The sequence below is a fragment of the Buttiauxella sp. S19-1 genome (assembly GCF_022134725.1).
Lineage (GTDB): Bacteria > Pseudomonadota > Gammaproteobacteria > Enterobacterales > Enterobacteriaceae > Buttiauxella > Buttiauxella ferragutiae.
Map to the genome: position 1 here is coordinate 1 of NZ_JAHWLU010000081.1, position 22,541 is coordinate 22,541.

The window sequence follows — 22,541 nt, forward strand, 5'->3', positions numbered from 1 at the left end:
ATCATCGCCAGGCGCTCTTCCGTTTGAGAAGCCTCGACCTTGCTCTGCGGTTTCTCTACCGGCTTCGGTTTTGGTTTCTCAGCGACGGGCTTCGGTTTCGGCTGTTCACGGGAAACAGGGACTTCATCAATGCCCGCCCCGCTATCACCAGGCAGCGAAGCGATATCCAGCCCTGGCGCTGCCGCCGTACCGGCACGCACTTCTTCAGCTGCACCTTCCGGTGGTTGTGAAGGGAGTGCCTGAGTCGCCGCGGGTAGCATATCTGGCTCATCTGTATCACCTGGTTTTGGAACCAGAGGAATAGCTGCAAACTCATCCTGATAATGCTTTTTCTGACCATCAAGCAACCCTGGCAGGATAATGACCCCCAGTGCGACCAGAATGATGGTTCCGACTAATCGATTTTGAAACTTACTCGCCACCTGCTTTCTCCGCGTCCAGCGCTTCCATTACGTGGGCTACTGTATGAAATGAACCACACACCAGCACGGTATCATTTTCCGTTGCTGCGTTCATGGCAGCATACCAGGCCTCAGCCACTGTGTCGTAGACTTCACCCTGACCGAGATGTTCAATCAGTTGTTCAGCACTCGCACCGCGTGGCCCTTCTAATGGAGCACAATACCAGCTATCGACTTGCGGGGACAAACATGCCAGCGTCCCGGCGATGTCTTTATCATGCAGCATTCCGATGACCGCCAGCACGCGGCCACGTTTCGGCAACTCTGCCAGCCGCCCGGCAAGATAAGCCGCCGCATGGGGATTGTGCGCCACATCCAGAATAACCAATGGCGCTTGCGAAATGACCTGGAATCGCCCAGGTAGAGTCGCCTCTTTAATCCCTTGAATGATAGCGTCATCGCTAACATTCAGCTCGCTTGCGCGCAATGCTGCCAACGCCGTTGCCGCATTTGGCTGCGGCACCAGTGGCAACGGCAGCCCACTCAGCTCGCCCTGCCCGTCTTTGAAGCTCCAGCTATTCTCTTCAACGCTGTAAGACCAGTCCACGCCACGGCGCAGCAAATGAGCGCCTTTTTCAGCCGCCACATCAGCGATGGTCTGCGGCATATCCGGCTCACCGACGACAGCAGGTTTTCCACCACGGAAGACCCCGGCTTTTTCACGCCCGATGCTTTCGCGATCTGGCCCCAGCCAGTCAGTGTGATCAAGCGCGATACTGGTGACGACAGCGACATCGGCATCGACGATATTGGTCGCATCCAGGCGCCCGCCCAGACCCACTTCAAGAATCACAACATCAACCGCCAGTTGCTTAAACAGCAACAGGGCCGACAAGGTGCTGTATTCGAAATAGGTCAGTGATGTCTCGCCACGCGCCGCTTCAATCTGCGCAAAGGCCGCCGTGTGGTAAGCCTCGTCCAGCTCTTCGCTTTGTACGCGTACGCGCTCGGTGTAACGCACCAGATGCGGTGAACTGTACACACCAACGCTGTAACCCGCCGCCATCAACACCTTTTCCAGGGTACGGCAAGTTGTGCCTTTGCCATTTGTCCCGGCAACCGTAAACACCGTTGGCGCAGGTTTCAGGACATCAAGCGTAGCCGCCACTTTTTTGACGCGCTCAAGGCCAAGCTCGATGGTTTTAGAATGGAGGTTTTCCAGATAACAAAGCCACGTGGCAAGGGGCGACGTGGCTTGAGGTGTTTGAGTTTTTTCCATGATGCCCGCTCTACGCTACGGTTCAAGAAAAAGGGCAGAACCTGTGCGGCCTGCCCTTATTAACAATCAGGCCTCGTGACCTTCTTCCGGTGCTGCCGGAACCACTAGCGGTTCACGCGGCGCATCAGGATTTGGTGCAGGCTGATTTGTCAGTTTTGCCAGAACGCTTGCCAGTTTCAGACGCATTTCCGGACGGCGAACGATCATGTCGATCGCCCCTTTCTCAATCAGGAACTCACTGCGCTGGAAGCCCGGCGGCAGTTTTTCACGAACGGTCTGTTCGATAACGCGTGGGCCTGCAAAGCCGATCAATGCTTTTGGCTCAGCAATATTGAGATCGCCAAGCATCGCAAAGCTTGCAGAAACACCACCCATCGTTGGGTCAGTCAGAACCGAAATATACGGCAAACCGCGTTCTTGCATTTTTGCCAGTGCGGCACTGGTTTTCGCCATTTGCATCAGCGACATCAGCGCTTCCTGCATACGTGCGCCACCGGATGCGGAGAAGCAAATCATCGGGCAATTATCTTCCAGAGCCTGTTCAACGGCACGCACAAAACGCGCGCCCACAACAGAACCCATAGAACCGCCCATAAAGGCAAACTCAAACGCCACAGCAACAACCGGCATGTTATAGAGCGTGCCTTTCATCACCACCAGCGCATCTTTCTCGCCAGTTTCTTTCTGGGCTGATGCCAGACGATCTTTATACTTTTTGGAGTCTTTAAACTTGAGGATATCTTTTGGCTCAAGTTCACTACCCAACTCAAACAGCGAGCCTTCATCTAACAGGCTGTGCAGGCGATCGCGCGCAGACATGCGCATGTGGTGATCGCATTTTGGGCAGACTTCAAGATTGCGTTCCAGTTCGGCACGGTACAAAACCTGGCCACAGCTGTCGCATTTAGTCCACACCCCTTCAGGGATACTCGCCTTGCGGGTAGGGGTGACGTTGCTCTTATTGAGAATTCGTTCAATCCAGCTCATTGATGACCTTTCTGCTTGAACCTGGTCGATGCCAGTTTTTCTGTGGCAGCAATAGCTGCCCCAGACCATAAATGGTGCTCATTAAAACATAACGGCCCGCGACTTTGGATAAAAAAGTGGTCGAACCGCGCGATGGGGTTACTTTTGTAGGCGTTTAGCCGCATACCTTTGACGGAGAACTTCGATGACACCCGGCAGAATTGACAGGACGATAATCGCCACTATCAGTAATTTCAAGTTTTCCTGCACAATCGGGAAGTTTCCAAACCAGTAACCTGCGTAGGTAAATAACAGTACCCACAGCAACGCACCGGCCACGTTATACATCGCAAAATGACGATAGGACATATGCCCCATCCCGGCGACGAACGGTGCGAAAGTTCGCACAATCGGTACGAAGCGCGCGAGGATAATCGTTTTTCCGCCGTGACGCTCGTAAAAAGCGTGGGTTTTATCAAGATAACTGCGGCGGAAGATTTTTGAATCCGGATTACTGAACAGCTTTTCTCCAAACAACCGCCCGATAGTGTAGTTCACGGCATCGCCAATAATGGCGGCGATGACCATTAAAATCACCATGGTATGGACGTTCAGATCGTTGGTTGGCAAGGCAGCCAGCGTACCGGCAACAAACAATAAAGAGTCGCCAGGCAAGAATGGTGTCACCACCAGGCCGGTTTCACAGAACAAAATCAAAAACAGAATGGCGTAAACCCAAACACCATACTGCGCAACCAACTCCGCCAAATGCACATCAATGTGCAAAATAAAATCAATAATAAAGCGGATAAATTCCATAGTTATCTACCTTTTCGACAAGGGTCAGTCAGCTAAAAAAAGTGGACCCATCGGGGGTTTAGGTAACGCAAAATGTTCAGGATAATCAACGCAGACTAAGTACAGACCTTCTGCTTTACCGGTGGCTGCTGCCAGCTTGCGGTCTTTCGCCGCCAGCAATTGCGCCATCCAGTTTTCGTCCTGATTCCCACAACCAATTTCCATCAAGCTGCCAACAATGTTACGCACCATATGATGCACAAATGCGTTCGCTTTGATGTCCACCACCACGTATGAGCCATAACGGGTCACGGTGATGTGCATCAGGTTACGCCACGGTGTGCGCGACTGGCACTGCACCGCACGGAACGAGGTAAAATCGTTCTCGCCCAACAGACACTGCGCTGCACGGTGCATCTTATCGGCGTCAAGCGGGTGATAAAAGTGCGTCACACCCTGCCCCATCACAGCCGGACGCAGCCGTTCGTTATAGATGACATAACGGTAGCGACGCGCCGTGGCGCTGAATCGGGCATGGAAATCGTCCGGCACAGCTTTAACCCAACGCACCGCAATGTCTCCAGGTAAATTCGCATTTGCACCCAGAGTCCATGCGGCATCTTTACGATCCATACGGGTTTCGAAATGCACGACCTGACCGGTGGCATGCACACCAGCATCCGTTCGTCCTGCGCAGAACACGTGAATCGGCTCATTCGCCACTTTAGAGAGCGCTTTTTCGAGCTTCTCCTGCACGCTGCGCACTTCGTTCTGGCGCTGCCAGCCATAATATTTACTGCCGTCATACTCAATGCCGAGCGCAATTTTACGCCGCGGTATTTCAGGTAACACGTCGGACATTAGTACATATACTCCTGCACTAATTTTTCAGCTGTTTTCACCGCCATCAACGCGCCACCGAAACGCACGTTATCGGCAACAGACCAGAATTGAATCTGCTCAGGCATACCGTAATCATTATGAATACAACCAATAGAAAGATGTGAGCTGCCGGAAGCATCGGAAACCTGAGTCGGGAACTGCCCTTCTTCAGAAAGCTCGATATCTTCAAACTGGCCAAACGCATCACGCGCTTCTTCAGCGGCCAGCGGGCGCATCGCTTCGAAGTTGACCATTTGTGCGTGACCGTAAAATACCGGAGCCTGAACCATGCTCGCAGAAATCATCACGCCTTCGTCCTGCAACACTTTACGCACTTCATTCACCAGGCGGCGTTCAGCAGGCACGCTGCCTTCCGCATCTGGCACTAATGGCAGCATGTTGAAGGCCAACTGGCGACCAAACAAATCGGTATCTTCGATTGGCAAACCATTCAGCAAACGCGCACTTTGCCCGGCCAGCGCATCGACTGCACTTTTGCCACGCCCAGAAGCCGCCAGTAAATTGGTCACCTGAATGCGCGACAAACCGCCTTGTTCAATCAGCGGTTTCAGCGCGGTCAGCAATTGGCTGGTCAGGCTATCGGCAACAGCCACCAGGTTGCGATTGCGGTATTCACCCAACACAAAAGGATTCACGTCAGGCACCACTAACGGCACATCGTGTTCCATGGCGAACAGGCCGCTGGAGTCAATCACCAGGCAACCGGCGTTAGTGGCTTCTTCTGCGTAACGCGCCGTGGCTTCAACGCCTGCCACGAAGAACGCGAGCTGAACCTGAGTCCAGTCAAATGATTCAGCATCCTGAACCATCACCGTTTTGCCTTCATAACGAATGTTTTCACCCGCGCTATCATTACGCGCCAGGGCATACAATTCACCAACCGGGAACTGGCGTTCGGCAAGCAGTTCAATCACAGCTGCGCCGACGGCACCCGTGGCACCTAAAACGGCAATATTCCAGCCTTCAGACATGTTGGTTTACTCCAGACTTGATAAAACAGCGTCCCACCGGACATTCGCCCGATGGGACAAAGATTAGGGCTAGCGGGTATAAACTGCGCTAAAACCGAGATTTTGCAGTGTTTGTGCCGCAGATTCATCATCACACTGAATATACAGCGATGACCATTCACGGCGTTCCAGGTAGTTTTTGCGTAACTTGTCAAACTCACCAGGTATTCCCGCCACTTTACGCAACGGGGCATCATCGCGGCGCACATCATACACCAGATGAACCAGTCTTTTGAGTGTCGGCTGATCGAGCGGACCATGCAGGGTAATGCGACCGAATTCAGGGGCGGGCAATAAAGTGTCTAACGCCACTTGTTGTTTCTGCCCAATAAACTCACTGAATGCTTCAAACACCTGCGTGGTGCCGCGTGCTTTGCCTTCCAGCGTGTAGCCGGCAATGTGTGAGGTGCCAATATCGACTTTATCGAGCAACGCCACATTGAGGTCTGGCTCTGGTTCCCAGACATCCAGCACCACGCTAAGATCCTGGCCATTTTCCAGACACTTCAGCAGCGCGGCGTTATCGACCACCGGGCCACGACAGGCGTTAATCAGAATGCTGCCTGGTTTAAGGCTTGAGATCAGTTTTTCATCGGCAAGATGCAGCGATTTGTATGGGCCATCTTTGAACAATGGCGTGTGGAATGTCAGCACATCCGCTTCGCGCACCAGCGTTTCCAGCGGCTGGAAATCGCCTGTGTCGCCACGATCCGCGCGAGGTGGATCGCAAAGTAGTGTACGAACGCCGAAGGCTTCAAGGCGTGCCCGCAAGCGTGAACCGACGTTACCGACGCCAACAATCCCCACCGTGCGGTCGGCCAACTCGAAACCATCACGTTCAGCTAACATTAACAGTGAAGAAAAGACGTATTCGACAACGGCGATAGCGTTGCAACCAGGGGCTGCAGAAAACGCGATACCCGCGCGCTCAAGGTAGTTCTCGTCAACGTGGTCAGTACCCGCCGTTGCCGTACCGACAAATTTAATCCCTTTGCCATCAAGCAAATCGGCATTTACTTTGGTGACCGAGCGCACCATTAATGCCTCGGCATCCGCCAGTTCACAGACTGGGATCGGGCGCCCGGGAACAGCAGTCACATCACCAAGGCGACTGAACAATTCGCGTGCATAGGGCATATTTTCGTCAACGAGGATTTTCACTTTACGCTACCTGTTTGTTAAACGTCGAGAATAAGCCCGATAGTGTGCCATAATCTTGCGGCCTGGCATACTTGAGCCGGGGAACGACAAAGGATTTTTAGACTATGCAACCCATTCAAGGGGCGGCTACGCGTCCTTCGGGGGAACCTCCCTCCACACCTTCTGCGGCAGGCGAATTTCCGCTTTCCTCCAAACAACGTACCGTTCTGGAACGATTGATCACGCGAATTGTTGCGCTAAACCAGCAACAAAGTGCTGAAGTGTGGGCGGGACTCAAGCATGATCTCGGGCTAAAAAGTGAAACACCACTGTTGTCGCGCCACTTCCCGGCAGCCGAACAAAATCTTAATCAGCGAGTTAGCGTGGCTCAAACCAGCCACGCCACACGCCAGGTGGTTCAGCAGCTCAGCGAATTGCTGGCGCAGGGCAATAATCGCCAGGCTGTGAGCGACTACATTCGCCAGCAATTTGGCCAGACTGCGCTAAGTCAGCTCACCCCAGAGCAGCTCAAAAGCGTGCTGACGTTATTGCAAAATAACCAACTGGCGATCCCACAACCGCAACAGCGCCAGGCCACCGACCGCCCGCTGCTTCCGGCAGAGCATAACTCGTTAAATAAACAGGTCGCCAAACTGACCGCCGCGACGGGCGAATCCGGAAAATTAATCTGGCAATCGATGCTTGAGCTTTCTGGCGTGAAAACAGGCGAACTGATTCCAGCCAAACACTTCACTTTGCTGACCACCTGGCTGCAAGCGCGCCAGACATTGAGTCAGCAAAATGCGCCTACCCTGCATACCATTCAGGCCGCACTGAAGCAGCCACTGGAACCGGCTGAATGGCAAGAGATGACCGATTACTCCCAGCAACGCTTCCAGGCGACGCCACAGACGTTACTGTCCGCAGCACAAGTGCAGGATATTTTGAATCAGGTGTTTTTAAAGCGGGCGCAACGCCAGCCAGCGGCGCTTGAGACACATCATATTCAGCCTATAGCCAGCCCAATCTGGGCACCGTTTATCGAGCCGATGAAAGTCGTGAGTGCGCGACCAGGCATGGCGCTGGTTGCGCTGGTTGTGGTCATGGCACTGCTGTGGATTGTGTTGTAGCAATTTGCCACCCATAACGGGTGGCAGACATTATTTACGGAAAGCGATTAATGTCACGACAATCCCCATGGCCGCAGAAATCGCTCCAGCAAGGAACACCGATGGATAGCCCATCGATGTGGCTAACAGCCCGGTTAGCGGGCCAGCGATACCGTAAGAGATATCCTGAAATGCCGCATAACCGCCGAGTGCTGTGCCGCGCACTTGCGCCGGAACGCGTTTCACGACTTCAACACCCAGCGCCGGGAAGATCAGTGAACAGCCGCAACCGGTGAGCGCCGCGCCCATTAGCGCAACGCTCGCTTCCGGCGCTTGCCATAACAAAACCAACCCGACAGTTTCTATCGCCAGCGAAATCAGAGCCACACGCACACCACCAAAACGGTCTGGCATCCAGCCAAAAAACACACGCATCAGGACAAAAGCGCCACCAAATGCGGTGAGCGTGAAACCCGCCCAGGCCCAGCCTTTAGCAGCAAAGTAGAGCGAAACAAAAGTACCGATAACAGCAAAACCAACACCCTGTAATGCCAGACCGACTCCGGGTTTCCAGATAAGCCCAATCACGGCAAACAGCGCAGGACGCTCACCATTATGCGCCGGTACTGCACGAACGCGCCCATTGAACGCCCAGGCGACCAATGGCAGTGCAATGGTCGACACACCCAACGCGACAAATCCCCAATGGCTATTTAACAACAAACCCAGCGGTGCGCCAGCAGCTAATGCGCCATAAATCGCCATCCCATTCCAGGACATTACTTTGCCGGAACGCGCCGGGCCCACTAAACCCATTCCCCAGGTAAGATTGCCAGTCAGCAGTTGGCTTTCGCCAAAACCGAGAATCAAACGACCGACAATCAGTAACCCGAATTTAGCCATTGCATCAACCGGCAACAATGCTGCCAACAGATAAGCAACTCCCGCAAAGGCGCAGGCACACATGCCTTGTAAGGTCGAGCGCTTTGCACCTTGCTGATCCGCCAGGCGCCCTGCGTAACCACGTGTTAAAACCGTTGCCAGGAATTGAATCCCCACGGCAATCCCCACCATGGTGTTGCCATAGCCGAGTTGGTGGTGCACAAAAAGCGGGATAACAGGCAGCGGTAAGCCAACTGTCATATAGGTAAGAAACACCGCAAAGGTGATATTAAATAAAGACTTATTTCCTGATTTGGTATTTTTTAGCTGAGAATCAATCAATGCAGACATGCTGCTTACTCCATTTATTGCAGAGTAAGGCGAGGAAACCACCACGCCCTTTCCCTCTGAACGTTCAGATTAAGGGTGCGTTGGTTGACGTTGAACGCTTACGCATTATCAAATTGATAATGTTATGGCGAGATAGTGCCTTCAGTGATTGATGCTGTCAATAATTGTAAATGGCAAAAAAAACGGGGCGCCAAAGGCACCCCGTTAGAAATAATCGCTGTTTGCGATGAATTACGCGTTAACTTTGCGCATCACCAGCGTGGCGTTAGTCCCACCGAAACCGAAGCTGTTAGACATAACAGTATTCAGTTGACGCTCGGTAGTTTCAGTCACGATGTTCAGACCAGCAGCCTGCTCATCCAGCTCTTCAATGTTAATGCTTGGCGCGATAAAACCGTGTTCCAGCATCAGCAGAGAGTAGATAGCTTCCTGAACGCCAGCGGCACCCAGAGAGTGGCCAGTCATCGCTTTGGTCGCGGACATAGCTGGTGAGTTGTCACCGAAGACTTCTTTGATTGCGCCCAGTTCTTTCACATCGCCAACCGGCGTAGAAGTCCCGTGGGTGTTCAGGTAGTCAATAGGGGTATCCACACCATGCATTGCCATCTTCATGCAGCGCACTGCGCCTTCGCCAGATGGAGCAACCATGTCTGCGCCATCAGAAGTCGCGCCATAGCCAACGATTTCAGCGTAGATGTGTGCGCCACGAGCCAGAGCGTGCTCCAGTTCTTCAACTACAACCATACCGCCGCCGCCTGCGATGATGAAACCGTCACGGCTCGCATCATAGGTACGGGACGCTTTGTCCGGCGTTTCGTTGTATTTGGTCGACAGTGCGCCCATTGCATCGAACTCACAGGCCATTTCCCAGCACAGCTCTTCGCCGCCGCCAGCAAAAACGATGTCCTGCTTGCCCAGCTGAATTTGCTCAACAGCGTTACCGATACAGTGCGCAGAAGTCGCACATGCGGAGCTGATGGAGTAGTTCACACCGTGAATTTTGAACGGAGTCGCGAGACATGCGGAAACCGCAGAACCCATCGCTTTGGTCACAACATAAGGACCAACCGCTTTCAGGCCGCGCGGGCTACGCATTGCGTCTGCACCGAACACCTGAGATTTGGAAGAACCACCGGAACCTGCAATCAGGCCAACACGCGGGTTGCTTTGATAAACTTCTTCTTTCAAACCAGCATCTTCAATAGCTTGCTGCATTGAAAGATAAGCATAGACAGAGGCATCGTTCATGAAACGGACAACTTTACGGTCAATCAGGCCGGTGGTGTCCAGTTTAACGTTACCCCACACGTGGCTGCGCATTCCAGAATCTTTGAACTCTTGAGAGAAAGTGATCCCCGAGCGACCTTCACGCAGAGATGCCAGGACTTCCTGCTGGTTGTTACCGATGCTGGAAACAATGCCCAGACCAGTAATCACTGCACGTTTCATTCAATACCTCTTCCACTGCACTATTTAGGATTTCGACAGGCACAATAGCGTACACTTGTACGCCGAACAAGTCCGATCAGACAAAACGGCCTGAAATTTGCGCCGCTTCGCACACATCGTTACTATCCTTTCACTGCCTGCCAGACGAGTAACTTACGTGAAACACTCCCCAATACAATCGGCCAATCTGGGCTTTAACGAAGAGGGTACACCTGTATCCCGAGAGTTCGACGATGTTTACTTCTCTAATGATAATGGACTGGAGGAAACTCGTTATGTCTTTCTTGGGGGAAATCGTTTGTCAGAACGTTTTGCGACCCACGACCTCTCACTGTTTATCGTCGGTGAAAGCGGATTTGGCACTGGACTTAACTTCCTGACTTTATGGGAAGCTTTTGAACAATTCTGCCAAAAACAGCCGAATTCTACCCTACAGCGCCTGCACTTTATTAGTTTTGAAAAATTCCCTCTGACAGCGAAAGATTTACACGCTGCTCATGCGCACTGGCCCGAACTGGCGTCTTTTGCTCAGCAATTACAGCAACAATGGCCACTACCTATCGCGGGCTGTCATCGCCTTTTGCTGTCTGGTGGACGCGTCACTCTGGACCTCTGGTTTGGGGATATTAACGAGCTAATACCGCAGTTAGATGACACGTTAAATAATCAGGTCGACGCCTGGTTCCTTGATGGTTTTGCCCCGGCAAAAAATCCAGACATGTGGACGCCGCAACTATTTAACGCAATGGCAAAACTGGCTCGCCCAGGTGGCACGCTGGCGACATTCACCTCCGCAGGATTTGTGCGTCGTGGTTTGATTGACGCCGGTTTCACGATGACCAAAAGCAAAGGCTTTGGCCGCAAGCGGGAAATGCTGACGGGAGTGATGGAAAACGCCCTCGAATCGCCACCCCGCGCGCCCTGGTATGCTCGCCCCGCAGCCCGAGGCAACGAAGTCGCGATTATTGGCGGCGGTATTGCCAGCGCCCTGCTGTCACTCGCTTTGCTGCGTCGTGGCTGGCAGGTCACGCTGTATTGCGAAGATAGTGCTCCGGCCCTTGGCGCTTCCGGCAACCGCCAGGGCGCGCTTTACCCGTTGCTCAATACCCACAGCGCCACACTCACCCGCTTTTTCAGCGCTGCATTTACCTTTGCCCGCCGTTTATATGACTCATTGCCAGTAGAGTTTGATCATGACTGGTGTGGCGTCACGCAACTGGGCTGGGACGAAAAGAGCCAGCATAAAATCGAGCAACTGCTGAGCCTCGAATTTCCAGAATTACTTGCCAGAGCGGTGAGTGCCGAAACGGTGGCAGAACTGTGTGGCGTTGAAACAGGCCATGGCGGAGTCACTTACCCGCTCGGTGGCTGGCTATGCCCGGCACAACTGACAGCCGGAGCATTGGCGTGCGCTGAAAAGATGGGATTAAAAACGCATTATCAGCATCGTGTTGAATCCTTAAGCAAGGCATCTGATGCGTGGCAATTAACCTTCGCTGACAACACCGTTCAGCAGCATGCCGCAGTGGTGTTAGCCAACGGCTATAAAATCAATAAATTCCCGCAAACCGAGAAGTTACCGATTTCCGCCGTCGGTGGACAGGTGAGCCATATTCCCACCACGCCATCACTTTCAGAGTTACGCCAGGTGTTGTGTTACGACGGTTATCTGACGCCGCAAAACCCAAGCAATCAGCAGCATTGCATTGGGGCGAGCTATCATCGTGGCGTGGAGGAGATGCGCTATAACGATGAAGATCAGCAGCATAATCACCAGCGTTTGCTTAACTGCCTGCCGGATGTGCAATGGCCTCAAGAAGTCGATGTCAGTGCCGGAGAAGCTCGTTGTGGAGTCCGTTGCGCGTCACGCGATCATATGCCGATGATTGGATCTGTTCCTGACTACAACACCACACTTGAAGCTTACGCATCGCTGGTTGAAAGCCATGAAAATGCCGAAACCGCGCCGGTGTACCCAAATCTGTTTATGCTGGCATCCCTCGGTTCGAGAGGGCTTTGCAGTGCGCCACTGGCGGCAGAGATTCTGGCAGCACAAATGAGTGATGAACCCGTTCCGATGGATGGTGAAACACTGGCAGCGTTAAATCCGAATCGATTTTGGGTGAGAAAATTGCTGAAGGGCAAAGAAGTTAAATAGGGGAGAGTTTAACGCCCTCACCCCGGCCCTCTCCCCCAGGAGAGGGAGAAAAGCATACCGAACAGTTCCCTCTCCCTGGGGAGAGGGTTAGGGTGAGGGGGAATATCTTAAAACTTCGCCTGCTGGTACAAATTATCCCACATACCCAGCACTAAAGACTGGTCACGCGGTGAAAGTTCACCTGCCTGAATAGCTTTTTCCAGGCTGCCGGATACCGCAGTGTGGAGCGCTTCTGGGCTATGGTCTTCACCGTGTTCCAGTTCCGCTACCGCAAGTGTCAGGTGGCCACGCAGATAACCGCTGGCAAACAGCTCGTCATCACTGGCTGTCTCAACCATTTCATCAATTAGCGCCAGTATGCGTGTCTCAAATTCCGCGATCATCGTACTTCCTCTTTTTTTGCAGGTAATTAATTTAAATCTTCCGGCCACGGGAATTGTTCTGCGGCCAGCGGCGGGGTTTTGTAATACTCCCGCAGTGCTTCAATCAGTTTTGCCGTGCGAGCCGGTATGCCCTCTTGCAGGTAAATCATCACCTGCGCATGCACCCGACGCTGGAAGGCGATTCTGTCCGGGTCGACATCGCCGCTCAGGTTGTCGCAACTGACATTGAACGGGAAGTTGGCTGCCACGCACAGTAACCATTCCTGTGCCTGGGGTTTAACTTCCACATCCTCGAATTTACTTTGTGTCTCGGCATCACGCCCATCAGGGCAATACCAGTAACCAAAATCCACCAGTTCACGGCGCGCTTTGCCAGCGATAAGCCAGTGGGAAATCTCGTGCATCCCGCTGGCGTAATAACCGTGGGCAAACACTACACGGTGATAAGGAATTTCCGCATCTGCTGGAAGATAGATCGGTTCGTCGTCGCCTTTAATCAGACGTGTATTAAAATCGTCTTTAAAGCAGCCATCGAAAATATCGATAAGTTCCTGATAATGGTGTTCTGTTTTTATTGTCATCATTGCTGTTGTCATCTCAAGCTATCCCCAACCAATGGAGGATCTCCGTTCCGTGGCTATCAAATAAGAGTTTGGCACTCATCACCGCCGAGACAATCACTATCATCGGGCGGATCAGTTTTTGGCCTTTACTCAATACCAGACGCGATCCCATTCGCGCCCCTATAAATTGCCCGGCCATCATCACAAAACCGGTTCCCCAAATCACTTTCCCGCCAATGATAAACAGCAGTAAGCCACCGAGGTTAGACGCGGCGTTTAACACTTTGGCGTGAGCGGTGGCTTTGGCGAGGTTAAAGCCGCATAACGTGACAAATGCCAGCGCGTAAAAAGAACCCGCACCAGGGCCAAAGAAACCGTCGTAAAACCCGACACACCCGCCAGCGACCAGCGCAAATGGCAGGCCGTATAAGCGACGCTGCCGGTCTTCGGCACCCAGTTTTGGCATCAATAAGAAGTACAGACCGATGCTAATGACCAGTATTGGCAGAATTTGGCGCAGCACGTCTGATTTTACATGCTGAACCAGTAACGCACCGGTCATTGAGCCGATCAACGTCATCAGAATATTGAGTTTCTGATCTTGCAGGCTGACCACTTTGCGGCGAATAAAATAGATCGAGGATGAAACTGAACCGCCGCAGGCCTGCAACTTGTTGGTCGCCAGAGCTTGAGCCGGTGACATTCCTGTCGCTAACAATGCGGGTATAGTAATCAAACCGCCCCCACCCGCCAGAGCATCGATAAACCCTGCACCCATGGCGACAAAAAACAGCACCACCAGCATCAGGGGGGAAACCATAAACCATTCCATGATTTTATCCGTTAGAGAACGTGCTCATCCAGTAAGGCCTGACATGAGGCCGGAATTGGGGGTGGAGTTTTCTTTTTCGGTGCACTACTCCCAGGAGGCGGTGGTGCAAACCAGCTTTGCAATTCAGCCCCGCAACCGTCGCCTGGCGGCGGTAAGGGTTGATCTTCGCATTCAAGGCTATCAGCCGGGCAACGCAGACGCACGTGCATATGCGCACGATGAGCAAACCACGGGCGAACTTTGCGTAGCCAGTCACGATCGGCTCCGGCATCCAGACACAATTGTTGCTTAATCGCCGGATTGACGAAGATCCGCGTGACGTCGTTATCTTTCGCCGCAAGTTTGATCAGGCTGCTAATTTCAGGTTGCCACAAACGCGGTACCACATGCTGATTATCGCTGCCGACTAAATCCAGCGCCTGCGGTTTAAGTAACTGTGCAGACGTCCAGCGTGTTTTAGGTAACTGCAAAAAGATGTCTACATCCAGCCCGCTTTGGTGGCTGGCGTGGCCTGAGCTAAAACGCCCACCTGCCGCCATGCCCATATCACCAATCAACACCGTACCAAGACCAAGCTGTGTGGACTGATTACTCAGGCGCTGAATAAACATCACTAAATCGGGGTGACCGAAATAGCGACGTTGATCCTGACGCATCACCTGATAGCGCGGATCGTTTAGCGGCAACTCGTGGGCACCAACGATACAGCCGTTAGAAAAAGCACCAATAGATTGCGCACTACCCGCAATCGGATGACTAATTTTCTGCCACGGAGTGGCTGCAAAAGTAGCGGTGCTGGCAAGTAACGCCAGCAGCCCGACGAGCATTTTTTTCATCGCATTACCAACGCGGAAGAGGGAACGTCACGTCGCCGTTTTGAGCACGTTGACGCAGCATATGATCCATCAAAACAATCGCTAACATGGCTTCGGCGATAGGAACAGCACGAATACCGACGCAAGGATCGTGGCGGCCACGGGTGACCATCTCAACTTCTTCGCCTTCGCGGTTAATCGTACGGCCCGGCACCATAATGCTTGAGGTCGGCTTCAGCGCCATATTGGCGATAATTTGCTGGCCACTGCTGATACCACCCAAAATGCCGCCAGCGTGGTTGCTCTGGAAACCTTGTTTAGTGATTTCGTCACGGTTCTGGCTACCGCGCAGATTGACTACGCCAAAGCCATCACCGATTTCGACACCTTTCACCGCGTTGATGCTCATCAGCGCATGGGCAATATCGGCATCTAAACGATCAAAAACCGGTTCGCCAAGGCCTGGTGGCACGTTGTCCGCCACCACGGTGACTTTCGCACCAATGGAGTCGCCTTCTTTTTTCAGCGCGCGCATCAGTTCATCAAGCGTTTCAATTTTATCCGGATCCGGGCAGAAGAACGGGTTCTGCTCAACTTGATCCCAGTCTTTGATTTCCAGCGGCACGTCGCCCATTTGCGTCAGGCAGCCACGAATGGTAATGCCGTATTTGTGCGCCAGATATTTTTTAGCAATTGCACCAGCGGCTACACGCATCGCGGTTTCGCGGGCGGAAGAACGACCACCGCCGCGGTAATCGCGCAGGCCGTATTTTTGTTCGTAGGTGTAATCAGCGTGGCCCGGACGGAACACGTCTTTGATTGCGCTGTAATCTTGCGAACGCTGATCGGTGTTTTCAATCAACAGACCGATGCTGGTACCGGTGGTCATGCCTTCAAATACACCAGAAAGAATTTTGACCTGGTCAGGTTCACGACGTTGCGTGGTATAGCGGGACGTCCCTGGGCGGCGGCGATCGAGGTCGTGTTGTAAATCAGCTTCGGTAAGCGGAATGCCGGGCGGCACACCATCAACGATACAACCCAACGCCACACCGTGGGATTCACCAAATGTCGTTACGCGAAATACTTGTCCGATAGAATTTCCTGCCATTTGTCACGGCTCCTTACCGTTGTCATTTTCGTTGTGTTGTCAGCAAAAGAAGACGGGCCAAAAGGCCCGCCTGCACAGATTAATCTTTGTAAATGCTGAAATGTTCACGCGCGTCAATCAACTGCGATTTAGTCAGCATAAACACGCCGTCACCGCCGTTGTCGAACTCAAGCCAGGTGAACGGCACATCCGGATACTGATCCATCAGATGTACCATGCTGTTCCCAACTTCACAGATCAGGATGCCGCCATCAGCGAGGTAGTCCGGGGCACACGCCAGAATACGACGCGCCAGTTTCAGGCCGTCCGTCCCCGCAGCTAAACCTAATTCCGGCTCGAAGCGGAATTCGCCTGGTAGGTCAGACATATCTTCCGCATCCACATACGGCGGGTTAGTGACGATAATGTCGTACTGAACTTTCGGCAGGTCGCGGAACAGGTCGGAACGAATCGGCGTTACCTGGTTTTCCAGACCGTGTTCAGCGATGTTTTGCTCGGCAACTGCCAGCGCATCCAAAGAAATATCGACCGCATCCACTTCCGCATTCTGGAATTCATAAGCACAAGCGATGGCGATACAGCCACTGCCGGTGCACATATCCAGAATATGGTGTGGTTCCTGGTCGAAAAGACCGGCGAAACGGTTGGTGATAAGCTCGCCAATCGGGGAACGTGGCACCAGCACACGCTCATCAACATAAAACTCATGGCCGCAGAACCAGGCTTTGTTAGTCAGATAAGCGACCGGAATGCGCTCGTTTACGCGGCGAATCACGCGCTCAACAATACGATGACGCTCGCTAGGAGTCAGGCGTGCTGTACGCATATCTTCTGGAATATCCAGCGGCAGATAGAGGCTTGGCAGCACTAGCTGAACGGCTTCGTCCCACGGGTTATCGGTACCGTGACCATACCAGACGTTGGCGGCGCTAAAACGACTTACTGCCCAGCGCAGCATATCCTGAATGGTGTGCAGCTCATTCACTGCCTCATCGACGAAAATTTTATCCACGTTGCCCTCCGCAGGCCGTTCGCGCTAATTCAATAATCGATTAGTTTGCCATGAAGACCGCGACAAATCAGCATATCAATTACGCTCACCGTCGGGAAAATTGCGTTTTATTTAGTGATGGACGGCAAACCAGGTAAACTAGCGGCAATAACGAATGCGAGATGAGCCAGATGAAAAAGAAAACTCCGCTCAGCGTTGATGATCAGAACCTTTTCCGTGGTTTGATGAGCGGTACCAAAAAACTGACTCAGGACACGATTGTTCATCGTCCAATGCGCAAAAAAATACAGCAAGTCCCGGTGAAACGGCTGTTACAGGAACAAGCCGATGCCAGTCATTATTTTTCTGATGAATTCCAGCCACGCCTGGCGACAGAAGGCCCTACGCGCTATGTGCGCGAAGATGTCAGCCACTTTGAGCTGAAAAAAATTCGTCGTGGTGATTATTCGCCAGAGTTATTCCTCGACTTACATGGCCTGACGCAGTTACAAGCCAAACAAGAATTAGGTGCGTTAATCGCCGCTTGTCGTCGTGAACACGTATTTTGTGCCTGTGTGATGCACGGGCATGGAAAACATGTATTGAAACAGCAAACACCGCTGTGGCTGGCGCAACACCCGCACATTATGGCATTTCACCAGGCGCCGAAAGAGTATGGCGGTGATGCCGCATTGCTGGTGTTGATTGAAATCGAAGAGTGGATGCCGCCGGAATTGCCTTAAGATTTTATGTCGGATGACGCTGCGCTTATCCGACCTACGATTTTGATTTTGTAGGGTGGATAAGCGCAGCGTCATCCACCAAACTTATCGTATGATCGCACAAATAAGAAGAGCCGCATTTCGCGGCTCTTTTTTTCATGCTTACGGCTTTCAGATAGCTTTAGCAACCTTGAGATTGCACGGACTCATCTGCCAGTTGAACACCCCTTTCCCGGTTTCGGGATCAAGTGTGACATTAGCAATAGCCGAAGTGCTGAACATCGGAGGTGTCTCTTGTGGACAGAGCTCAGACACCAGGTAGCCGACCAACGGCAAATGGGAAATCACCAACGCTGATTCAACCCCTTCATTTGCCAGAGCTTGCAGGTAATCACCCACCAGGCCCACATCGCCGCACGGTGTCAATTCCGGCAGAATGTCTTCTTTACCTGGAAGACTCAGTGCTTCCCGCACTACATCCAGGGTTTGTTCGGCTCGCAGGTAAGGGCTCACCAGAACACGTTCGATATCCGCTACTTGACCTTTCAACCAAGTCGCCATGACTCGGGATTCATCACAACCACACTGGGTGAGTGGACGTACCGAGTCGCTGGCGGCATCGAGTGCTGCGTCGCCGTGACGCATGATAAAAACTTGCATATTGCACCGCTTTTGTTAACCAGGAATGCTTGAATTCCCCTGAAACTTGAGAGGAGAATTCAGCAGCCGGGCATTGTGCCTTATCCGTACATCGAATGAAACGCTGTTTTTTACCTCAATGGTGCAAGTATAGTCAATCACTGTTTATTAAACGACCGACCAGCATCCATTCACCGAGCCATATGTTTATGTTTCTTTGACTACAGTTTCATTTCTGAGGTTCACTTTCCCCAGAAATTTCGTTGTTCTTCCACCATTTGTAAAAGTCGGTCGCAAGGAGCAAAACGCTCCCCGTACTGACTAGCCAGGCGTTGCAACTGCGCGACGACTTCACCCGCTCCCAGTGTATCCATATAACGGAACGGGCCACCGAGGAACGGTGGGAAACCAATACCAAATACGCCGCCGATGTCACCATCGCGAGCACTGCGAACCACGCCCTCATCGAGACAGCGAGCCGCCTCATTGAGCATCATCATCACGCAGCGTTGTGCGATCTCTTTTTCAGCCAGTGCGCCTTTTGGCGAAACGCCCAGCAGGGTATAAATTGCAGCATCAACCTGCTTTTTGCTTCTACTCCCTTTCCCTGGATAAAGATAGAAACCACGCCCATTTTTTCTACCTTTGCGATCGTCATTCAATATTGCTGCAATACTTTGTGGTGCAGCAAAACGATCGCCATAAGCATGCTGAAGTATAGGACTAATTTTAGTCCCTACATCGATTCCCACCTCATCCAAAAGTTGGATTGGGCCGACCGGAAAACCAAACGCCACCAGCGCATTATCAATTTTATCGACAGGCTCCCCTTCCACCAGGCAACGCATCGCTTCATTAACGTAAGGCGCCAAAATACGGTTGACGTAGAAGCCTGCGCTATCGCCCACCACAATCGGTGTTTTGCCCTGTTTTTTAGCCAATGCAACGGTTGTGGAAATGGTTTCCGCACTGGTTCCAGCGTGTGGGATAACTTCAACCAATGGCATTTTATCTACCGGACTAAAGTAATGCAGACCGATGACAAGTTCAGGGTGTGCGGCGTTTGCCGCAATATCGGCGATCGGCAGCGAGGAAGTATTAGAAGCAAAAATAGTATGCGGTGCGGAGTTTTGTTCGATTTCCGCAACCATCTTTTGCTTAAGCGCCAGATCTTCAAAAACGGCTTCCACAACGATGTCACGGTTATGGAAACCATGATAATCAGTACCGCCGGAGATCCGCGCCATTTCACGCTGGCGCTCCGCCGCTTTCAGATGGCGACGACGCACTTTTTTATCCAGCAAATCCCAACTGTATTTCAGCGCATGGTTAATGCCGTCGTTATTAATGTCTTTGATGCGCACCGGTAATTTGCCTTTGGTGGCAGTGACAAAGGCAATCCCGCCGCCCATCAAGCCACCGCCCAACACGCCAACCGCATTTATCGGCCGTGGAGGTGCATCAGCACCGTGCTCTTTTTTAAGCTCTGTGCTGGCAAAAAACAACCCGCGTAATGCCGCTGATTGTGGCGTCATCGCCAGTTCGCCAAAGGCTTTCGCCTCCGACTCATAACCACTAAAACTGCCCTGCCCAAGCCCGACTTTTATCACTTCGATAATGCGCAACGTGGCAGGATAATTACCGCGCGTTTTTTGCTCGGTTTTTTTCTCCACCATGCTAAACAACAGTGAACGGCCAAGCGGGCCTGCAAGAATACGTTCCCGAACCGGCAAAATGCGCGATGGCTGGCGGCCTTTTGCCACCAGTTCAACTGCCGCCTTCAGCAAAATCGACTGCGGCACCACTTCATCGACCAGCCCCAGTTTCAGCGCCTGACGCGGGCGCAATTGTTTCCCGGTCAGGATCATATCCAGCGCATGGCTGACGCCAATCAAACGCGGCAAACGCTGGGTGCCACCAGAACCAGGCAATAAGCCAAGCTGCACTTCCGGCAAACCAAGTTTAGTTTTTTCATCATCGGTACAAATGCGTGAATGACAGGCCAGCGCCAACTCCAGCCCGCCGCCGAGACACGCGCCATGAATAGCCGCAACCACCGGAATCGGAAGCGCTGCAATTTCCGCCATGATTTGCTGGCCCTGCTGCGCCAGTGTTTGTGCCTCAAGTGCAGTCTGGCAACTGGCAATCATGTTGATGTCGGCACCGGCAATAAAGTTATCAGGCTTTCCTGAGATAAATATCAAGCCTTGCAGGGCCGTATTATCGCGAACCTGTTTAATGATGTTGTGCACGTCAGGCCCGAAAGAGGCTTTCAGGGTATTCATCTTTTCGCCCGGCACATCAATTGTCACAACGGCGATATTGTCGAGGCGGACATGTAAGTTGAAAGCAGAAGTCTGTTCCATTATTCGGCCTCCAGAACCATTGCAGCACCCAGGCCACCTGCCGCGCAGGCGGTAACCAAACCAAATCCACCGCCACGGCGCCGCAGTTCATGCAGCGTTTGCGTGATCATGCGCGCGCCCGTTGCAGCAAACGGGTGTCCGTAAGCAATCGAGCCACCTAAAACGTTAAATTTAGAGTCGTCCACTTCGCCGGTCGCATGAGCGCGGCCTAATACATCGCGAGCAAAACGCTCGCTGGCGAGCATTTTCAGGTTAGCCAGCGTCTGTGCGGCAAAGGCTTCGTGCATATCGAATAAGGTCAGATCATTCAATGTGATGCCTGCTCTTTCAAGCGCCAGCGGTGTTGCCCATGCGGGGCCGAGCAGCATGTCCTGCCAGACATCAACCGCAGTGAAAGCGTAACTGCGCAAATAGCCCAGCGGCTTCAAACCCAATTCTTTGGCGCGTGATTCGGTCATCAGAATAACCGCTGCCGCCCCGTCGGTTAACGGAGTGCTGTTTGCCGCAGTCACCGTACCGTGTTTGCGGTCAAACGCCGGACGCAGTTTCGCATAATCGGCAATCGACGAATTTTGGCGAACGTTATTATCTTCGCTGAAAGGCTGGCGATAAGGCGGGATAAAGGCAGTCATGACCTCTTCGCTCAGTTTGCCTTCTTGCCATGCAATCGCTGCTTTGGTGTGGGAGCGATGCGCCAGCGCATCTTGTTGTTCACGAGTAATTCCGTGAGTTTTCGCCATTTGCTCGGCGGTGTCGCCCATCCGTAAACCGGTTGAGTATTCCGCAACGGCTGGTGGAACAGGTAATAAATCGCGCGGGCGCAAACGTGAAAACAGTTTCAGCTTCTGCCCCAGCGTGCGCGCTTTATTGGCATCCACCAGTACGCGCCCCAGTTTTTTACTGACGCCAATGGGCAAAACGGATGATGAATCAGCACCACCGGCAATCCCCGCGCGAATGGTGCCTGCCATCAGGCTTTCGGCGACGTTCGCCACTGCCTGGAAGCTAGTCGCACAAGCACGGCTGACGCTGTAGGCATCGGTATGCACGCTCATTCCTGTCCCCAGGACAATCTCACGGGCAATGTTTGGCGCTTCCGGCATCTGGACAACCTGGCCGAAAACCAATTGTTCAATGATTTCTGGGGGAATTTCGCTGCGGGCCAACAATTCGCTGACCACCATGTTGCCGAGATCGACGGCAGGTATACCGTGAAATGCCGTAGCCTGGCGAGCAAACGGTGTGCGTAACCCACTGACGATGGCAATGCGGTCGCCCTGACGGGTGACCAGCGGAAGTGCCTGACTCATAACGCTCCCCTGTTTTTCCCTTTGTCTATGAAACAACAGCCATATTGCTGTAACTACATATTTCCAGGAATAAAATTGTAAATGACCAACAGTGGTCTGACCTGATCACAGTTTTAACCAAAAAGTTACAATCAGCCAACCGGTGGACTAAAGAATTGGGAGGGGGGACACGCTTTAAAGAAGGATATTAAAGTGAAAGAAGGTGGATGACGCTTTCGCTTATCCACCCACGATTGGCACTTGTAGCTACCGTCTTGAACGTCAAGCGGTAGCTGCATAATTTTCATCCCATGGTAATCGGGTTTTCAGTACGCCGAAGCACATATGTACCAGCTTACGCATCACTGCACCCAGGGCCGCTTT

At 52.6% G+C, this 22,541-nt stretch carries 21 protein-coding genes and 1 pseudogene; 3 read left to right on the plus strand and 19 right to left on the minus strand.

Going from position 1 to position 22,541, the window contains the following annotated elements; all coding sequences use genetic code 11:
- From dedD to pdxB, 7 genes are all read right to left on the minus strand, one after another.
- Positions 1 to 422: cell division protein DedD (gene dedD, locus MES37_RS16680; protein ID WP_237932055.1), on the minus strand; the 422-nt coding region annotated here is incomplete at its 3' end.
- Positions 412 to 1,680, minus strand: coding sequence for a bifunctional tetrahydrofolate synthase/dihydrofolate synthase (folC, locus tag MES37_RS16685; protein WP_133521966.1), 1,269 nt, complete (start codon positions 1,678 to 1,680; stop codon positions 412 to 414). The genes dedD and folC, both read right to left, overlap by 11 nt.
- A 66-nt stretch (positions 1,681 to 1,746) precedes the next feature.
- Positions 1,747 to 2,667: an acetyl-CoA carboxylase, carboxyltransferase subunit beta gene (accD, locus tag MES37_RS16690; protein ID WP_064544761.1), complete on the minus strand. Its 921-nt coding sequence runs from the start codon at positions 2,665 to 2,667 to the stop codon at positions 1,747 to 1,749.
- Between the two features lie 138 nt (positions 2,668 to 2,805).
- Positions 2,806 to 3,465: a DedA family protein gene (locus MES37_RS16695; protein ID WP_064544758.1), complete on the minus strand. Its 660-nt coding sequence runs from the start codon at positions 3,463 to 3,465 to the stop codon at positions 2,806 to 2,808.
- A 24-nt stretch (positions 3,466 to 3,489) separates the two neighbouring features.
- Entirely contained in the window at positions 3,490 to 4,305 is an 816-nt protein-coding gene (truA, locus tag MES37_RS16700; protein WP_064544755.1) for a tRNA pseudouridine(38-40) synthase TruA, read from the minus strand.
- A complete protein-coding gene (locus MES37_RS16705) occupies positions 4,305 to 5,318 on the minus strand; it encodes an aspartate-semialdehyde dehydrogenase (RefSeq protein ID WP_133521967.1) in 1,014 nt (337 codons plus the stop codon). The genes truA and MES37_RS16705 overlap by 1 nt, the downstream gene beginning before the upstream one ends.
- Before the next feature lie 69 nt (positions 5,319 to 5,387).
- Positions 5,388 to 6,518 carry a 4-phosphoerythronate dehydrogenase PdxB gene (gene pdxB / locus MES37_RS16710; RefSeq protein ID WP_064544751.1) on the minus strand — a complete coding sequence of 377 codons (1,131 nt, stop codon included), beginning with the start codon at positions 6,516 to 6,518 and terminating at the stop codon, positions 5,388 to 5,390.
- A 104-nt stretch (positions 6,519 to 6,622) separates the two neighbouring features.
- Here pdxB and flk point away from each other — a divergent pair, with 104 nt between their 5' ends.
- Positions 6,623 to 7,627, plus strand: coding sequence for a flagella biosynthesis regulator Flk (gene flk, locus MES37_RS16715; RefSeq protein WP_064544748.1), 1,005 nt, complete (start codon positions 6,623 to 6,625; stop codon positions 7,625 to 7,627).
- 30 nt (positions 7,628 to 7,657) lie between these two features.
- Here the strand turns inward: flk and MES37_RS16720 are convergent, their stop codons facing one another.
- Positions 7,658 to 8,839 (minus strand): MFS transporter, encoded by a 1,182-nt coding sequence (locus tag MES37_RS16720; protein WP_121815170.1) that lies wholly within the window; start codon positions 8,837 to 8,839, stop codon positions 7,658 to 7,660.
- Positions 8,840 to 9,070: 231 nt separating this feature from the next.
- On the minus strand, positions 9,071 to 10,288 hold the full coding sequence (gene fabB / locus MES37_RS16725) for a beta-ketoacyl-ACP synthase I (RefSeq protein WP_064544726.1): 1,218 nt from the start codon (positions 10,286 to 10,288) through the stop codon (positions 9,071 to 9,073).
- A 157-nt stretch (positions 10,289 to 10,445) separates the two neighbouring features.
- Between fabB and mnmC the strand changes: the two genes are divergently transcribed.
- Positions 10,446 to 12,446: a bifunctional tRNA (5-methylaminomethyl-2-thiouridine)(34)-methyltransferase MnmD/FAD-dependent 5-carboxymethylaminomethyl-2-thiouridine(34) oxidoreductase MnmC gene (mnmC, locus tag MES37_RS16730; protein ID WP_237932057.1), complete on the plus strand. Its 2,001-nt coding sequence runs from the start codon at positions 10,446 to 10,448 to the stop codon at positions 12,444 to 12,446.
- A 107-nt stretch (positions 12,447 to 12,553) separates the two neighbouring features.
- On the opposite strand, the gene MES37_RS16735 is transcribed toward mnmC, so the two are convergent.
- The 6 genes from MES37_RS16735 to prmB form a co-directional block, all read right to left on the minus strand.
- A complete protein-coding gene (locus MES37_RS16735) occupies positions 12,554 to 12,829 on the minus strand; it encodes a YfcL family protein (RefSeq protein ID WP_237932059.1) in 276 nt (91 codons plus the stop codon).
- A 26-nt stretch (positions 12,830 to 12,855) separates the two neighbouring features.
- Positions 12,856 to 13,410, minus strand: a complete 555-nt coding sequence (locus MES37_RS16740; RefSeq protein WP_166642053.1) for an elongation factor P hydroxylase — start codon at positions 13,408 to 13,410, stop codon at positions 12,856 to 12,858.
- A 16-nt stretch (positions 13,411 to 13,426) separates the two neighbouring features.
- Entirely contained in the window at positions 13,427 to 14,224 is a 798-nt protein-coding gene (locus tag MES37_RS16745; RefSeq protein WP_064544722.1) for a sulfite exporter TauE/SafE family protein, read from the minus strand.
- A gap of 11 nt (positions 14,225 to 14,235) precedes the next feature.
- Positions 14,236 to 15,060 carry a penicillin-insensitive murein endopeptidase gene (gene mepA / locus MES37_RS16750; protein ID WP_121815167.1) on the minus strand — a complete coding sequence of 275 codons (825 nt, stop codon included), beginning with the start codon at positions 15,058 to 15,060 and terminating at the stop codon, positions 14,236 to 14,238.
- Between the two features lie 4 nt (positions 15,061 to 15,064).
- Positions 15,065 to 16,150 (minus strand): chorismate synthase, encoded by a 1,086-nt coding sequence (aroC, locus tag MES37_RS16755; protein ID WP_064544718.1) that lies wholly within the window; start codon positions 16,148 to 16,150, stop codon positions 15,065 to 15,067.
- Between the two features lie 79 nt (positions 16,151 to 16,229).
- Positions 16,230 to 17,162, minus strand: coding sequence for a 50S ribosomal protein L3 N(5)-glutamine methyltransferase (prmB, locus tag MES37_RS16760; protein ID WP_064544717.1), 933 nt, complete (start codon positions 17,160 to 17,162; stop codon positions 16,230 to 16,232).
- Positions 17,163 to 17,332: 170 nt separating this feature from the next.
- On the opposite strand from prmB, the gene smrB reads away from it, so the two are divergent.
- Entirely contained in the window at positions 17,333 to 17,884 is a 552-nt protein-coding gene (gene smrB, locus MES37_RS16765) for an endonuclease SmrB (protein WP_121815757.1), read from the plus strand.
- A gap of 150 nt (positions 17,885 to 18,034) precedes the next feature.
- Here smrB and sixA read toward each other — a convergent pair whose 3' ends face one another.
- The 4 genes and pseudogenes from sixA to MES37_RS16785 form a co-directional block, all read right to left on the minus strand.
- Positions 18,035 to 18,523, minus strand: a complete 489-nt coding sequence (sixA, locus tag MES37_RS16770; protein WP_064544715.1) for a phosphohistidine phosphatase SixA — start codon at positions 18,521 to 18,523, stop codon at positions 18,035 to 18,037.
- A 221-nt stretch (positions 18,524 to 18,744) separates the two neighbouring features.
- Positions 18,745 to 20,868, minus strand: coding sequence for a fatty acid oxidation complex subunit alpha FadJ (gene fadJ, locus MES37_RS16775; RefSeq protein ID WP_237932061.1), 2,124 nt, complete (start codon positions 20,866 to 20,868; stop codon positions 18,745 to 18,747).
- Entirely contained in the window at positions 20,868 to 22,178 is a 1,311-nt protein-coding gene (gene fadI, locus MES37_RS16780) for an acetyl-CoA C-acyltransferase FadI (protein WP_064544711.1), read from the minus strand. The genes fadJ and fadI overlap by 1 nt, the downstream gene beginning before the upstream one ends.
- A 261-nt stretch (positions 22,179 to 22,439) precedes the next feature.
- Positions 22,440 to 22,541 (minus strand): annotated as a pseudogene (locus MES37_RS16785) (IS110 family transposase); the annotation flags it as partial.